A 15,377-nucleotide genomic window follows, 5' to 3' on the forward strand; every position below is an offset into this window, starting at 1 on the left:
CTTTTTTTATTTTTTTTGTAATTCTATAAAAAATTGTAATTTTATAAAAATTTTAAATCATACAAATGGATGAAAAATATAAAATTTGATGTTGACATAGAGATAAAAAATGTTATAATTAAGAACAAATAGAATATATCACTTTACAGGATTAAATTAAAACTCCTGTGAATGTTTTATTTAAGTAGTTTATAAAATTATTGTAATAGTAACTTTTTATGGAGGTTAGATGTAATGGAAAATATCATCGGAAAGGAAAGAGAAGCAATAGTAAATAATAATTCATATTATTTTAACTTTACTTTTAGCTGGGGCTATTTTTATTTTAGCGCTGGTTATGTTTGCTTCCCTAAAAAAATAAAGTTTCCTTCTGATGAGTTAGGATAAATTATAAAAATGCATGATTAAAGAAATTTTTGTATACAGTGTGTATTTAGTTAATTCAAACAAGGCTCATTAGAGCCTTGTTTTTTATTTGGAAATAACTTCTAAGGCTAGCATAGAAGTTATCCTATAATTTTAAAATGTTAAAAAATTTAAGGAGGAACTGAGATGATAGTAATTATGAGTCCAAAGACACCAACAGAAGAAATAATGATATTAAAACAAAAGATTGAATCAGAAAATAATGTTTCTATAAATGTAATACAGGGAAAAGAATATTGTATATTGGGACTGATTGGAGATACTACAAAGGTTGATGCAAGTAAAATAAGGGCTAATGAATTTGTAGAAAGTGTGGAAAAGGTGCAGCAACCCTACAAATTGGTTAATAGGTTGTTTCATCCAGAAGATACTATAGTTAATGTAAAAGATGCTTCTATAGGCGGAAAAAAACTGGCAGTTATAGCAGGACCTTGTTCTGTAGAAAGTGAAGAACAAATAGTAGAAATCGCAAAAGGCGTAAAAGAAAGCGGCGCTAAATTTTTAAGAGGAGGTGCTTTTAAACCAAGAACATCACCTTACAGCTTTCAAGGGCTTGGAACTGAAGGATTGGAACTTTTAAAGGTTGCAAGGCAGGAAACAGGACTTCCGATAGTCACAGAAATTATGTCTGAGGATATGATAGATAAGTTTGTAGAAGATGTGGATGTAATACAGGTAGGAGCTAGAAATATGCAGAACTTTCAGCTTTTAAAACAATTAGGTAAAACTAGAAAACCAATTCTTTTGAAAAGAGGGTTGTCCTCTACTATCGAGGAACTCTTAATGTCTGCAGAATATATAATGTCTGAGGGAAATGAGAATGTAATACTCTGTGAGAGAGGAATAAGAACTTTTGAAACTTATACTAGAAATACTTTGGATTTAAGTGCCATTCCCGCTATAAAGAAGTTAAGTCATCTTCCTGTAATAGTTGATCCTAGCCATGCTGCAGGACTTTGGTGGATGGTAGAACCTCTGGCAAAGGCAGCGGTGGCAGTAGGGGCAGACGGACTTATGATAGAGGTTCACAATGATCCTGCTAATGCAAAATGCGATGGACAGCAATCTATAAAACCAAAAGTTTTTCAGAATCTTATGAGAGATATAAATAAAATGGAAAATGTAAAAATGAATAAACAACAAGATGTTATAAAACTATAGAAGTACATGCTGAAGGAGGAAATATAAGTGGAAGATTGTGACTTTAATATTAGCATAGCTATAGTAGGCATGGGACTTATAGGGGGTTCTTATGCTATGGCTCTTAGGGAATTGAATCCTAAATGTATTATTGGAATAGATAAGGATGAAGATACTTTAAAAAGTGCTTTAAATGATGGGATTATAGATGGGGCCTATGAAAGTGCAGGAGATTTTCTAAAGGAAATAGATCTTGTTATAATAGCCCTCTATCCTAAAGATACAATTGCATTTATAAAAAATAATTTACAGTATTTTAAGAAGGGTACCCTTATAACGGATACTTCTGGCATAAAACAAAATATAGTAGAGAATATAAATTCATTTTTGCCTGAATATTTGGAATTTATTCCTGGACATCCTATGGCAGGGAAAGAATCTAGCGGCATAAAAGGGGCTTCTAAGGATATTTTTAAAGGAGCCAATTATATAATAACTCCCGGGGAAAAGAATACTTCCCGGGGGCTTCAAAAAATAGATAAGATGGCAAAAGCTATAGGCTGTGGTAATGTAACCTATATAAGTCCAAAGGAACATGATAGAATAATTACTTTTACAAGTCAACTTCCCCATGTCATAGCTGTATCTCTTATGAATCTACATGAAGAAGACTATAAAGATAGTATAGAATTATTTACAGGGGGAAGCTTTAAAGATGCTACCAGAGTAGCACAGATTAATTCTAAGTTATGGACTGAATTATTTATTATGAATTCAGATAATCTCATAGAGGAAATAGAAAATTTTCAAGACAGTATGGAGATGTTGAAGAAAGCCATAATGAATAAAGATACAAAGAGCATGAAGTGTATTTTTAAAAAGTCCATGCTAAAAAGAAAAGAATTGGTTAAAGGATAGTGATTTGTATGAAGATTATTGATATTAATGTTAAAGAAAAAAGTTATAAAATATTTATAGAAAAAGGCATATTAGGTTCCATAGGAGAAAAATTAAAAGTTATTTATAAAAGTAGAAAAGCAGTGATAATTACTGATAAGAATGTGGAAAAACTCTATATGGAAACATTAAAAAATTCTCTTTTAGAAAGTGGATTTACAGTGAAAATTATATCTATAGAACCGGGAGAAAAGAGTAAAAGTTTAACTACACTGGAGAAAGTATATGGAAAACTATGTGACTTTCAGATAAGAAGAAAAGATATAATAGTATCTTTAGGAGGAGGAGTAGTTGGAGATCTTTCAGGTTTTGCAGCCTCCACTTACTTGAGAGGGATAAATTATATTCAAGTTCCTACTTCTCTTTTGGCTCAGGTGGACAGTAGTATAGGGGGAAAAGTAGCCGTGGATTTGCCCTGGGGTAAGAATCTTGTAGGAAGTTTTTATCACCCGGATGCTGTATTTATAGATCCAGATGTACTTCTATCTTTGAATGGTAAATTTTTCAGTGATGGAATGGGAGAAGTTATAAAATACGGGTTTATAAAAGATAAGAGTATTTTAGAACTTTTAGATTCCTGTAAAAACAAGGAGGAAGTTCTAAAATATATTGAGGATATAATATATAAATGCTGCAGCATAAAGAAAGAACTAGTGGAAAAAGATGAAAGGGACTTGGGAGAAAGGATGATGCTGAACTTTGGTCATACGCTGGCACACGGTATAGAGAAATATTATAATTATGATAAGTATAGCCATGGAGAAGCTGTTGCTATAGGTATGGCACATATGACAAATATAACTGAAAGAATGGATATAACTAAGAAAGGAACCTATGATTATATGAAAAGTATATTGACAAAATATGGGCTTCCAGTAAATATACCGGATATAGATAAACAAGCTCTTGTTAATTCCATAGCTTTGGATAAAAAGTCTTCAGGAGATAGAATAAATATTATAATTATAGAAGAAGCGGGAGTGTGTAGGATAATAAAAATAAAATTACAGGAAGTATATGGGTTCCTATTTCCAGAAGATATTACATAAGTTGAGTATTAGTTAAAATTAGATAAAAAGGGGACAATCTATGAAATATGTATCAATAAATCCGACTAAATTAGAGGGGCAGGTAAAGGTTCCTCCTTCAAAAAGTGTATGTCATAGGGCATTGATATGTGCTTCTTTGAGCAGTGGTATAAGCAATATAACTAATGTGGATTTCTCAGAAGATATAGAAGCTACCTGTGAAGCTTTAAAAAGTTTAGGGGTAATTATAGAAAAGGGTAGTAATTCGCTATCTGTAACAGGGAATTTAAATCTGTACGCAAAAAAAGCTAAGGTACATTGCTTTCAATCTGGATCTACATTAAGATTTCTAATACCTTTAGCTGCAACATTAGATGAGGAAATAACCTTTACAGGAGATGGAAAATTAGTAGAAAGACCTTTAAATGTATACTACGATATATTTAAAAAACAAAAAATTTATTATAAAACAGAGGAAGGAAAATTACCTTTAACTATAAAAGGAAAGTTAAAACCAGGAGATTATAAAATCAGCGGAGATATAAGTTCTCAATTTGTAACAGGTCTTCTCTTTACACTTCCTCTTTTATCGGGAGATTCAAAAATAGAAATAACTACAGAATTGGAATCTAAATCCTATGTGGATATCACTATTGATATGCTTGAAAGGTTTGGAGTTTATATAGATGGCAGTAGCTATAGAGAATTTATAATTAAAGGTGAGCAAACTTATAAAAAAGTAGATTGCAATATAGAAGGAGATTTTTCCCAGGCAGCATTTTGGCTTGTTATGGGTGCACTGGGAAATGGAATTACCTGTATGGGGCTTGACATGGATTCTCTTCAAGGAGATAGAATTATAATACATATACTAAAGAATATGGGAGTGGAAATTGAAGAAAAGGAAAATTATATACAGGTTAAGCCTTCTGAGACTTCAGGTGCAGTTATTGATGTTTCCCAGTGTCCGGATCTTGTGCCCGTTCTTACAGCATTGGCTTCTGTAAGTCATGGAACTACTGAAATTATAAATGCAGCAAGACTTAGGATTAAAGAATCAGATAGATTAAAGGCAATAACTTCTGAATTGAATAAAATTGGGGCAGAGGTAGTAGAGAAAGAGGATTGCCTTATAATACATGGAAAAGAAAGACTTAGAGGAGGAAATGTTAGTAGCTGGAAGGATCATAGAATAGCTATGGCATTGGCAGCAGTGTCATCAAAGTGCACAGAACCTTTAGTAATAGAGGGCGCTGAATGTGTGAAAAAGTCTTATCCGGGTTTTTGGAAAGACTTTAGAAGTTTAGGAGGGGAAATAGATGAGTGGAGTGTGGGGAAATAAAATAAAATTATCTATTTTTGGAGAATCACATGGAAAAGCCATAGGAATAGTTATAGATGGACTAAAACCAGGAATTGAAATTGATATAGAGTATATAAAAAATGAAATGAAAAGGAGGGCTCCGGGAACTAGTCCTCTTTCTACCTCCAGGAAAGAAGCGGATAAATTTGATATCCTAAGTGGTTATTTTAATGGAAGAACCACAGGTACACCACTTTCGGCAATTATATTAAATAATAATACTCGTTCTCATGATTATGAAAAAACCGCCAGCCTTTTAAGACCCGGCCATGCAGATTTTACTGGTAATGTGAAGTATAGAGGGTTTAATGACTATAGAGGTGGAGGACATTTTTCAGGAAGAATAACAGCACCTTTGGTTTTTGCAGGTGCTATATGTAAGAAAATACTGGAGGATAAGAAAATATTAATAGGAAGTCATATAAAAAGCATAGGTACAATTAAAGATGGAAGTTGTTTTGATGCTGTTTCTATAAGTGAAGAAAGCATTATTAAACTTTCAAAAAGTAAATTTCCTGTGATGGATGAGACGAAAGGCAAAAAAATGGAAGAGTACATTTTAAAAGTAAAACAGGAAGGAGATTCTGTAGGAGGAGTTATAGAAACTGCAGTAGTAAATTTGCCCCAGGGAATAGGAGAACCTTTTTTCGACTCTGTGGAGAGCAGTATTTCACATTTATTGTTTTCTATTCCGGCAGTTAAGGGAGTGGAATTTGGAGAGGGTTTTAACATAACTTCAATGAAAGGCTCTGAGGCTAATGATGAATATTATATTTCAGAAGAGGGTGAAATGAAGACTTACACTAATAATAATGGGGGGATTTTAGGGGGAATTACAAGTGGAATGCCTATTATATTCAGAACAGCTATAAAACCAACGCCTTCTATAGCAAAAACCCAAAAAACTGTAGATATAAAAAATCAACAAAATACATTTCTAAAAATAGAAGGAAGGCATGATCCATGTATTGTACCCAGAGCTGTACCGGTGGTAGAAGCAGTGGCAGCTATAGGACTATTAAATTTAATGGAATATTGAAATATTATTTATGGAGGTAGTATTTTGGATAACTTGGATTATTTAAGAGATGAGATAGATAAAGTTGATAGTGAAATGATTAAACTTTTTGAAAAAAGAATGGAGGTGGTATATAAAATAGCGGAGTATAAAAAGAGAAATAGTATGGATATACTGGATAGAAGTCGTGAGGAAAATGTTATAGAAACTCGATTGAAAAAGCTTAAAAATAAATCTATAGAAAAAGAAACGGAAATTTTTTTAAAAGAAATCATGAGAATAAGTAGAAATTTTCAAAGAAAGAGTTTACAGAATTCACATTGTAATAAGGGATGTTTAAATACGAAGAAGATATATGATAAATCATGTAAAGTAGGATTTCAAGGGATAATGGCCTCCTTTAGCTATGAGGCGCTGGTGGATTATTTTGGTTATGAGGTTGAAACCTTAAATTTTGAAACATTTAAAGATGTATTTCAAGGGCTGAAGGATAGAAAGATAAATTATGCTGTATTGCCTATTGAGAATTCTTCTACGGGAGGAATTTTAGAAGTATATGACTTACTTCGGGATTATGGATTTTATATAGTTGGAGAAAAATGTGTCAAAGTTAATCATAATTTATTAGGAATAAAAGGTGCTTCCATTAATGATGTGAAAGAAGTTTATTCTCATAGTCAGGCTTTTATGCAAAGCAGCAAATTTTTAGATAAATATGAAAATTGGCGTCTTATACCTTATTTTAATACAGCTAGAAGTGCTAGATATATAAGTGAAGAAAATGACAGAACCAAAGCATCTATAGCTAGCAAGAAGGCAGCTGAACTCTATGGATTAGAGATATTAAGTGAAAATATCAATTATAATACCAACAATTATACAAGGTTTATAATAATAGGCAGAGATGAAGAATGTAGTAAAGATAATGATAAAATAAGTATACTAATTACTTTGCCTCATGAGCCGGGAAGTTTGTATACTGTGCTTAAATATTTTGAAAAGAATAGTTTGAACATGACTAAAATTGAGTCTAGGCCTATGGTGGATAAATCTTGGCAATACTTTTTTTATATCGATTTTTATGGAAATATTTTAGAAGAAAACACTAAAAAGGCTTTAGAAGGAATAAAAAATGAGAGTGTTTATTTTAAATTATTAGGTAAATATAGAGGAGATTGTATAATTTAATATTGTATTTTAAATCAGGGGGTATATAATATGAGTAATTTTTATGGGCTTATAGGTGCCAAGTTAGGGCACAGCTTTTCTCCAGTGATACATGACATGATTTTAAGTAAGATGAACTTACAGGGAAAATATAATTTATTTGAAATTGAATCACAGAATTTAGAAAAAGCAATTGGTGCACTAAAAATCTTGGGATGTAGAGGTGTAAATGTGACTATACCTTACAAAATCAAGATTATGCAATATATGGACTATGTATCTGAAGAAGCACTAAATATAGGATCCATAAATACTATACATTTTTCAGATAATAAGTTAAAAGCGTACAATACAGATTATTATGGATTTGGAATGACCTTAAAAAGATATGGAATAGATATGCTTAATAAAAATGTAATAATACTTGGAACAGGAGGAGCCTCCAAGGCCGTACTGAAATACAGTATTGATGAGGGTGCAAAATCTGTCATATATGTGAGCAGAAAACCTGAAAATGTGCCTAAAGAAGAAGTTGAAGTTATTTCCTATGAAAAGCTGTACCATATGAAGGGTGGAAATATTATAATAAATTCCACTCCCTGTGGAATGTATCCCCAAATAGATACTTGTGCTATAGATAGTAAAGTATTAGGTAAATTTGATACGGCTGTGGATTTAGTTTACAATCCTCAGGAAACTATGTTTTTAAAAATAGGAAAAAAATTAGGCTTGAAGACAGCCAATGGATTATATATGTTAGTAGCTCAGGCAGTGGCTGCCCAACAGATTTGGCAGCGTAGAGAGATATCTTTGAAAACTTTAGATGAAATATATTATAAATTATTAAATATGCAACAATAAGTCAGAAAATTGAAAATATTATTATGATTTTAAATTGAGGAGGAGCTTATGGTGAAAAGGCAGGTTAAAAATATAGTTGTTATAGGTATGCCAGGTTGTGGAAAAACTACAATTGGAAAGATGATATCAGTTAAGTTAAACAAAGAATTTGTGGATTTGGATGATTATATAGTAGATAAGGTAGGATGTACTATTCCAGAAATTTTTCAAAGAGGAGAAGAACATTTTAGGAGTATAGAATCAGAAGCGGTAAAAGAAGTAAGTGCCAGGGAATCCGTGGTAATATCTACAGGAGGGGGAGTGATAAAGAAACAGATAAATATTGTAAATCTTAAGAAAAATGGAATTGTATTTTTTATAGATAGACCTTTGGAGAATATAGTAAGTGATGTAGATATATCTACCAGACCTCTCTTAAAAAATGGTACTGGGGAAATAGAAAAACTTTTTAAAGAGAGATATGCAATATATAATAATTCTTGTGATTTTTCAGTAGATAATATATACACCATTGAAAAAGTTGTAGATGATATAGTAGAAATTTATAAAAATTGTATTTAAATAGGTAGAAAGCTAATGACGATAAATTTTGTTGTTGGCTTTTTATCATAATTTTTATAAAAAGAGTAATATGATAATATATAATATTCTTATAGAGAGTATAAAATATTTCGTCAATTAAGGGTTTAAGCTAGGAGAGGATATTTATGGAAAGATTAAAGGCTATATTAACTGAGATAGTAGTTATAATTGTCATATTATTTATTACATCTATAGCGGCTCTTGTGGATCTCAGGCTGAAAGATTCAAATTTAACATCAGACACAATAGGGGATATGCAAATGAGCCTTGAACAGGAAAAAAAGGAAATAACTTATTTGGGGGATACTATTAAAAAGGAAGGTGAAGAATTGAGGAATTTAAAGGATAAAATGAATAGTATAAAATTGGAGGGAGGAGATGAATGGAATAATTTAGTTGTGGAATATAACAGTAAACTAAATGAGTACAATAAAAAGACAAAAGAATATAATGAAAGAGTGAAGAGTTATGATAAGAAATATGAGCAGTATGAGAAAGCAAAACAAAAAAATGAAAGTGTAATAAAATGGTTTAAAACATTAATTGGAACAGAATGATAAAATATAAATAAAAGTGAAGTGATTCTATGAAAAGTAAAAACAAATTTTTTCCTCTTATATTTTTGACTTTAGGTATAATTTTAATATTAATCACAGCCCTAGTATCTGTAAAAGGATACATTAAACAAAGCAATAATAAAGATAATATAAAAAACATTGGTTTAAAAGAAAAAGTAGTAAAAAATGAAAAAGAAGAAGAGTTCTTTAAAGAACCTGAAAAATTACCCTCTGAAACTTTTGTGAAAATATATAAAGAAAGAAGAATGATGGAAGTTTACGGGGATAATGAGTTAATAGGCAGATTTAAAATAGCGCTTGGAAGAGTTCCGAAGGGAAAGAAACAAAGGGAGGGAGATAATAAAACTCCTGAAGGGAATTATTACATATGTTATATAAATTCTGAAACTAAGTATAGGCATTTTTTAGGGATAAGTTACCCTAATTCTGAAGATGCAAAGCTGGCCCTGGATGAAGGTGTCATAGACAAAAATACATTTCAAAAAATTGAAAAAGCAATAGAAAATAGGGAGCAGCCCCCCTGGAATACTCCTCTTGGTGGAGCTGTAGGAATACATGGCGGAGGTACAGGAAGTGATTGGACTTATGGATGTATTGCTGTATCGGATGAGACTATAGATGTATTAAAGAAGTATCTATTTATCAAAACTCCTGTTGAAATATATCAGTAAATTTTTTGTTTATAGGTAAAAAATAAGAATATATATGGTAAAAAAGGCACAAAATAAAAAATAAGAATATTTAAAAAGGATGGTGCCTATGCCAAAGCGTAAATTACATAGAGTCTTATTTATATTGGTTTTATTTATACTATTTTTCAGCGGGGCATTTATAGCTATGGAGTATAGAACCAGATCACTGGCCAAAGATGCGAATGATTCTAGAAGTTATTATTTTGTAATAGGAGGGAAGGATACTATTTACAAGATGGATTCTGTTACCAATGAAATTGCCAATGAAATTAAAGTAGAAGGTTTTCCGCAGGATATAAAGCTTTCAGCAGATGGAAATACACTGCTGGTAGTTGTACTAAATTCTAAAGATGAAGATGATAAAGGCTATGTTCTATTCTATAATATTAAAGATAATAAACTTATAAGAAAAGTGCAGGTTGGAAAGCATCCATACAGAATTGTGTTTACTTCTGACAAAAAATATATAATGGTAAGCAATACTGAAAGTAATGACTTGTCTTTAATTGATGGTAAAAATTATACAGTACTTCAGTCTATATCAGTAGGAAGGGAACCACGGGGAATTTGTATTTCAAAAGATGGTAACTACTGTTATGTGGCAAATACAGGAGAAGATACTATAAGCATATTGGATATGACAATTTTTAAAAGTATAAAAAAAATAAGAGTAGGAAGATATCCTACAGATATTTCAATAAATAAAGAGAATGGAAATGTGATGGTAACTTTAAATAAGGAAAAAGCTGTGGCACTTGTAAATCCCCGTACGGAAGATATTCAGAAGGTAAGTCTGAATAACAATCCTACAGGTATTTGTAATTAGTTATTTTTCTGAATAATTTTTAAAATATGCTATGAAAAATTTTTTGTAGGGTTTATAATGAACATATAATAAAATTTAAACATGGTATTAAATGTTTAAATTTTATATTTTTAAAAAATATCACCCCACGAGGGTGGGGGGAGGTAAATATGAATGAAGAAAAAAAGAAAGCATTTCAAGCATTAAAGACTTCAAAAGGCCAGATTGAAGGCATAATGAAAATGATAGAAAATGGAAGGTATTGTATTGATATATCCAATCAAATAATAGCAGCTCAGGCACTTTTAAAGAAAGCTAATTTACTTATATTAAAACAGCACTTAAACCACTGTGTAAAAGAAGCTTTTCTACAAAATGCAGGAGAAGAAAAAGTAGAAGAAGTGGTAAGTCTATTAGGAAAAATATTGGATAAAAATGGATAGGAGAGGGAATAATTGAAGGATGAAATATTAAAGATAGAGGGAATGAGTTGTGCTGCTTGTGTAAGGACAGTAGAAAAGGCAGTAAAAAAAGTGGATGGAGTTGAAAGTGCAGGGGTTAATTTTGCTACTGAAAAGTTAACTGTAAGTTTTGATCAATCCAAAACTACACTTTCAGAAATAAAAACTGCCGTAGAAAAGGCTGGTTATAAAGCATTAGGTGAAATTGAAGCTTTGGATATCCAAGATGAGAGCAAACAAAAAGAAATTCGGAAATTAAAACAGCGATTTATAGTATCTGCTATATTTACAGTTCCATTGCTTATTGTGGCTATGGGACCTATGATAGCCCAGCAGCTAAATATAATGCTTCCATCTATTAAGAATCCTATGGTGCATCAAAAAATATTTGCAATGGTTCAACTGTTTTTGGTACTTCCTGTAATAATAATAGGGAGAAGTTATTTTATAATAGGTTTTAAATCCTTATTTAGAAGGAATCCTAATATGGATTCTCTTATAGCCATAGGAACCTCTGCTGCATTTTTGTATAGTTTATCTTCTGTAGTAGGTATGTTTTTGAATGATAATCATTATCATTTATATTTTGAATCTGCAGGAGTAATACTTACCCTTATAACTCTAGGCAAATATTTTGAAAGTATAGCTAAGGGAAAGACGTCTGAGGCTATAAAAAAACTTATGAGTCTTACTCCTAAAACTGCCAATATAATAAAAAATGGCAAACAAATTGAAATTGCAATTGATGAAGTGGAAGTAGGAGATGTAGTTATAGTAAAACCTGGGGAAAAAATTCCAGTAGACGGAGAAGTTGTAGAAGGTCTTACTTCTGTGGATGAATCTATGATTACAGGAGAAAGTATACCTGTTGAAAAGACTGTTGGCAGCAGAATTATAGGTGCTACCATAAATAAAAATGGTTCTATAAGATATAAAGCTACTAAGGTGGGGAAAGATACTGTACTTTCACGTATAATAAAATTAGTTGAAGAAGCTCAGGGGTCAAAAGCTCCTATAGCAAAAATGGCAGATATAATAGCTGGGTATTTTGTACCTGTAGTTATAGTGCTTGCTCTAATAGCTTCGGTGGCATGGTATATATCTGGTGAATCCATGGTATTTTCAGTAACCATATTTATATCTGTACTTGTAATAGCTTGTCCTTGTGCATTGGGTTTGGCTACACCTACGGCTATAATGGTAGGCACGGGGAAGGGGGCAGAGTATGGCGTGCTTATAAAAAGTGGAGCGGCTCTGGAGATTTCCCATAAGATACAAACTATAGTTTTTGATAAAACAGGTACTATAACTGAAGGAAAACCCAAAGTTACGGATATGGTAACATTTGGGGAAATAGAAGAAAATTATTTGCTTCAAATAGCTGCATCTGCAGAGAAATCTTCAGAACATCCCCTGGGAGAGGCTATTGTACGGGAAGCCCAAAACAGGGATATTCAGTTTTTAAAAATAGATTCCTTTATAGCTATACCGGGACAGGGTATTGAAGTTTTCATAAAAGACAATAAAGTACTTTTAGGAAATGAAAAATTGATGACTGAAAAAAATGTTTCCATGCAAAATATGAAGGGTATATCACATACACTTTCCAACGAAGGTAAAACCCCTATGTATATAGCAATTCAGGATAAATTGACAGGCATAATAGCTGTGGCAGATACGGTTAAGGAAAGCAGTAAAAAAGCTATAGAAAGACTAAATTCGCTGGGAATAGAAGTGGCTATGATAACAGGGGATAATAAAAATACAGCTGGGGCTATAGCATCTCAAGTGGGGATTCATAGAGTGCTTGCAGAAGTCCTTCCACAGGATAAAGCAGATGAAATAAAAAAGCTTCAAGGGGAAAATAAAAAGGTTGCCATGGTGGGAGATGGAATAAACGATGCACCAGCTTTGGCACAGGCAGATGTGGGAATTGCAATAGGCTCTGGAACAGATGTTGCTATGGAGTCTGCAGATATCGTACTTATGAAAAGTGATCTTATGGATGTGGTTACTGCAATAGATTTGAGCAGGAAGACAATAAAAAATATAAAAGAAAATCTTTTTTGGGCTTTTGGATATAATTCACTTGGTATACCAGTGGCTATGGGAGTGCTTTTTATATTTGGAGGACCCCTTTTAAATCCCATGCTGGCAGCTCTTGCAATGAGTTTCAGTTCAGTATCAGTTCTTTTAAATGCACTTAGGTTAAAAAGGTTCAGACCCAGTGTATGATGGATTGAATTTTATCAGTGATTGCTAGATTGTTTTAAGCCAATTTAAAATAAAAGGAGTGTGTTAATTATGTTGTTTAAAGGAAAAATAAAAAAAACAATACATGTAGAGGGAATGAGTTGTCAGCATTGTGTTAATCGTGTTAAGTCAGCTTTGGAGTCTATAGAGGGGGTTTCAAATGTTAAAGTGAATTTAGAAAGCAATACTGCTGTAATAAAATCTTCTACTGAAATTTCTGATTCCAATATAGAAAAAGTTGTGAAAGATGCAGGCTATGAAGTGAAAAGTATAGAAAAGAGCTAAACTATATTTTAACTTATATAAAGTGGAGAAAATTTTTTCTTCACTTTTTTAGATGTTTTTTAGGTATATAATATATAAGAAATTAAAATATGGGAGGGAGAATATGTTGGAAAAATTATATACATTACAAAATGGTACTGATATAAGGGGAATTGCAATTGAAAATCCTGAGAAAGAAGTCAGTTTAACTGTGGAAAGAGTGAGACTTATAGCTAGAGGATTTATAAAGTGGATTAAAAATAAAAAAGGTTTGGAAAATAATAATGTAAAAATTGCTATAGGAATGGATTCTAGATTATCCGGGCCTGAATTTAAAAAGTGCATCTGTGAGGAAATTTTAAATTTAGGATGTGAGGTATATGATTGTGGGCTTTGTACAACTCCTGCTATGTTTATGACTACAGTTAGTGGAAGTATTAAGTGTCATGGTGCGGTTATGATAACAGGCAGCCATTTGCCTTATTATTATAATGGATTAAAGTTTTTCACTGAAGATGGAGGGTGTGAAAAAGAAGATATAAAATATATATTGGATAAGGCTTTAGATAAGTATGATAATAGCATATATGCTAAAGGGAGTATTTATAAGAGGAATTTTATTGATGAGTACTCCAGTATATTGGTTGAAGAAATCAGAAAAGGTATAAATTCAAAAGTGAATTACAATAGTCCTCTTTTAGGATTTAAAATTATTGTAGATGCAGGAAATGGCACAGGAGGATTTTTTGCTTCTAAAGTTTTAGAACCTTTAGGAGCAAACATTCAGGGAAGTCAATTTATTATTCCTGATGGCAGATTTCCAAATCACCTTCCAAATCCAGAAAATAAAGAAGCTATGCAGTCTATTAAAGAGGCGGTTATAAAAAATAAAGCTGTTCTTGGTATAATATTTGATGCAGATGTAGATAGGGCAGCTATTGTGGATGAAAAGGGAAGAGAAATAAACAGGAATTCACTGGTAGCATTAACTTCTGCAATAGTTCTAGAAAAGTATCCATGCACCACTATAGTAACAGATTCTTTAACTTCAGATGGACTAAGTGAATTTATCAATAAACTTGGAGGAAAGCATCATAGATTTAAAAGAGGATATAGAAATGTAATAAATGAGGGAATAAGGCTCAATAATGAAAAAGAAGAATGTCATCTGGCAATAGAAACATCAGGTCATGCAGCCTTTAAAGAGAATTATTTTTTAGATGATGGTGCTTATCTCATAGCAAAAGTGTTGATAAAAATGGCCACACTGAATTTAGAGGGTAAAAGTGTAGAGGATTTAATACAGTATATGAAAATACCTTTTGAAAGTTTGGAATTCAGATTTGATATTTTAGATGAAAATTTTAGGGATTATGGAAATAAAATGTTGGAGGAATTAAAATTACATATAAGAAATGTAAAAGGGTGGTCTATTGCTTTTCCAAACTATGAGGGGGTCAGGGTAAATTGTGGTAATGGATGGTTTTTACTTAGGTTATCTCTCCATGAACCTGTGCTGTGTTTAAATGTTGAAGGTGATTTACCGGGTTTTTCAAATATAGTTATAGATAAATTAAAATCATTTTTAATAAAATATAAACAGCTTGATATAAAGAGCTTAGAATGCATTGATGAAGCAGGGCAATTTTAAGTTGAACAAAGGAAATGTTTTATTATGTAAATATATGATATATTAATTTATACATAGTATACTATACAGCTTAATAGTGATATACTATAATATATTATAGTATATCACTTATTTATAAAAAATAAAAAGGA

General features: G+C 31.7%; 16 protein-coding genes. All 16 read left to right on the top strand.

The genetic code is table 11. From position 1 onward, the window contains the following. Positions 1–234 precede the first annotated feature (234 nt). On the top strand, positions 235–387 hold the full coding sequence (locus V7Q02_RS02585; RefSeq protein ID WP_333859399.1) for a hypothetical protein: 153 nt from the start codon (positions 235–237) through the stop codon (positions 385–387). Positions 388–552: 165 nt separating this feature from the next. Continuing rightward, on the top strand, positions 553–1,587 hold the full coding sequence (gene aroF, locus V7Q02_RS02590; RefSeq protein WP_333859400.1) for a 3-deoxy-7-phosphoheptulonate synthase: 1,035 nt from the start codon (positions 553–555) through the stop codon (positions 1,585–1,587). 27 nt (positions 1,588–1,614) lie between these two features. Next, positions 1,615–2,484 carry a prephenate dehydrogenase gene (locus tag V7Q02_RS02595; RefSeq protein WP_333859401.1) on the top strand — a complete coding sequence of 290 codons (870 nt, stop codon included), beginning with the start codon at positions 1,615–1,617 and terminating at the stop codon, positions 2,482–2,484. 8 nt (positions 2,485–2,492) lie between these two features. After that, on the top strand, positions 2,493–3,572 hold the full coding sequence (aroB, locus tag V7Q02_RS02600; RefSeq protein ID WP_333859402.1) for a 3-dehydroquinate synthase: 1,080 nt from the start codon (positions 2,493–2,495) through the stop codon (positions 3,570–3,572). 40 nt (positions 3,573–3,612) lie between these two features. Continuing rightward, positions 3,613–4,893: a 3-phosphoshikimate 1-carboxyvinyltransferase gene (gene aroA, locus V7Q02_RS02605; RefSeq protein ID WP_333859403.1), complete on the top strand. Its 1,281-nt coding sequence runs from the start codon at positions 3,613–3,615 to the stop codon at positions 4,891–4,893. After that, a complete protein-coding gene (aroC, locus tag V7Q02_RS02610) occupies positions 4,871–5,953 on the top strand; it encodes a chorismate synthase (protein ID WP_333859404.1) in 1,083 nt (360 codons plus the stop codon). The genes aroA and aroC overlap by 23 nt, the downstream gene beginning before the upstream one ends. A gap of 24 nt (positions 5,954–5,977) precedes the next feature. After that, positions 5,978–7,120, top strand: coding sequence for a chorismate mutase (locus V7Q02_RS02615; RefSeq protein ID WP_333859405.1), 1,143 nt, complete (start codon positions 5,978–5,980; stop codon positions 7,118–7,120). A gap of 30 nt (positions 7,121–7,150) precedes the next feature. Then, positions 7,151–7,960 carry a shikimate dehydrogenase gene (aroE, locus tag V7Q02_RS02620; protein WP_333859406.1) on the top strand — a complete coding sequence of 270 codons (810 nt, stop codon included), beginning with the start codon at positions 7,151–7,153 and terminating at the stop codon, positions 7,958–7,960. 51 nt (positions 7,961–8,011) lie between these two features. Next, positions 8,012–8,521 (top strand): shikimate kinase, encoded by a 510-nt coding sequence (locus V7Q02_RS02625; RefSeq protein ID WP_333859453.1) that lies wholly within the window; start codon positions 8,012–8,014, stop codon positions 8,519–8,521. Positions 8,522–8,667: 146 nt separating this feature from the next. After that, positions 8,668–9,099 carry a hypothetical protein gene (locus tag V7Q02_RS02630; protein WP_333859407.1) on the top strand — a complete coding sequence of 144 codons (432 nt, stop codon included), beginning with the start codon at positions 8,668–8,670 and terminating at the stop codon, positions 9,097–9,099. Positions 9,100–9,128: 29 nt separating this feature from the next. After that, positions 9,129–9,791 carry a L,D-transpeptidase family protein gene (locus V7Q02_RS02635; RefSeq protein ID WP_333859408.1) on the top strand — a complete coding sequence of 221 codons (663 nt, stop codon included), beginning with the start codon at positions 9,129–9,131 and terminating at the stop codon, positions 9,789–9,791. Positions 9,792–9,879: 88 nt separating this feature from the next. Continuing rightward, positions 9,880–10,638 (top strand): YncE family protein, encoded by a 759-nt coding sequence (locus V7Q02_RS02640; RefSeq protein WP_333859409.1) that lies wholly within the window; start codon positions 9,880–9,882, stop codon positions 10,636–10,638. Positions 10,639–10,787: 149 nt separating this feature from the next. Continuing rightward, positions 10,788–11,060 carry a metal-sensing transcriptional repressor gene (locus V7Q02_RS02645; protein ID WP_333859410.1) on the top strand — a complete coding sequence of 91 codons (273 nt, stop codon included), beginning with the start codon at positions 10,788–10,790 and terminating at the stop codon, positions 11,058–11,060. Positions 11,061–11,072: 12 nt separating this feature from the next. Further along, entirely contained in the window at positions 11,073–13,313 is a 2,241-nt protein-coding gene (locus V7Q02_RS02650; RefSeq protein ID WP_333859411.1) for a heavy metal translocating P-type ATPase, read from the top strand. 69 nt (positions 13,314–13,382) lie between these two features. Next, positions 13,383–13,616, top strand: coding sequence for a heavy-metal-associated domain-containing protein (locus V7Q02_RS02655; RefSeq protein ID WP_333859412.1), 234 nt, complete (start codon positions 13,383–13,385; stop codon positions 13,614–13,616). 103 nt (positions 13,617–13,719) lie between these two features. Then, the gene (locus tag V7Q02_RS02660) at positions 13,720–15,246 is read left to right on the top strand and encodes a phosphomannomutase/phosphoglucomutase (protein WP_333859413.1); all 1,527 of its coding nucleotides are present in this window, start codon (positions 13,720–13,722) and stop codon (positions 15,244–15,246) included. Positions 15,247–15,377 lie beyond the last annotated feature (131 nt).

This window comes from Clostridium sp. (assembly GCF_036781005.1).
Classification (GTDB): Bacteria; Bacillota; Clostridia; order Clostridiales; family Clostridiaceae; genus Clostridium_B.

What these genes read in the sequence shown, in the direction of transcription:
- V7Q02_RS02585 (WP_333859399.1), top strand. Translation starts at nt 235, where the DNA reads ATGGAAAATATCATCGGAAAGGAAAGAGAAGCAATAGTAAATAATAAT.
- aroF (WP_333859400.1), top strand. Translation starts at nt 553, where the DNA reads ATGATAGTAATTATGAGTCCAAAGACACCAACAGAAGAAATAATGATA.
- aroB (WP_333859402.1), top strand. Translation starts at nt 2,493, where the DNA reads ATGAAGATTATTGATATTAATGTTAAAGAAAAAAGTTATAAAATATTT.
- aroA (WP_333859403.1), top strand. Translation starts at nt 3,613, where the DNA reads ATGAAATATGTATCAATAAATCCGACTAAATTAGAGGGGCAGGTAAAG.
- aroC (WP_333859404.1), top strand. Translation starts at nt 4,871, where the DNA reads ATGAGTGGAGTGTGGGGAAATAAAATAAAATTATCTATTTTTGGAGAA.
- aroE (WP_333859406.1), top strand. Translation starts at nt 7,151, where the DNA reads ATGAGTAATTTTTATGGGCTTATAGGTGCCAAGTTAGGGCACAGCTTT.
- V7Q02_RS02630 (WP_333859407.1), top strand. Translation starts at nt 8,668, where the DNA reads ATGGAAAGATTAAAGGCTATATTAACTGAGATAGTAGTTATAATTGTC.
- V7Q02_RS02635 (WP_333859408.1), top strand. Translation starts at nt 9,129, where the DNA reads ATGAAAAGTAAAAACAAATTTTTTCCTCTTATATTTTTGACTTTAGGT.
- V7Q02_RS02640 (WP_333859409.1), top strand. Translation starts at nt 9,880, where the DNA reads ATGCCAAAGCGTAAATTACATAGAGTCTTATTTATATTGGTTTTATTT.
- V7Q02_RS02645 (WP_333859410.1), top strand. Translation starts at nt 10,788, where the DNA reads ATGAATGAAGAAAAAAAGAAAGCATTTCAAGCATTAAAGACTTCAAAA.
- V7Q02_RS02655 (WP_333859412.1), top strand. Translation starts at nt 13,383, where the DNA reads ATGTTGTTTAAAGGAAAAATAAAAAAAACAATACATGTAGAGGGAATG.
- V7Q02_RS02660 (WP_333859413.1), top strand. Translation starts at nt 13,720, where the DNA reads ATGTTGGAAAAATTATATACATTACAAAATGGTACTGATATAAGGGGA.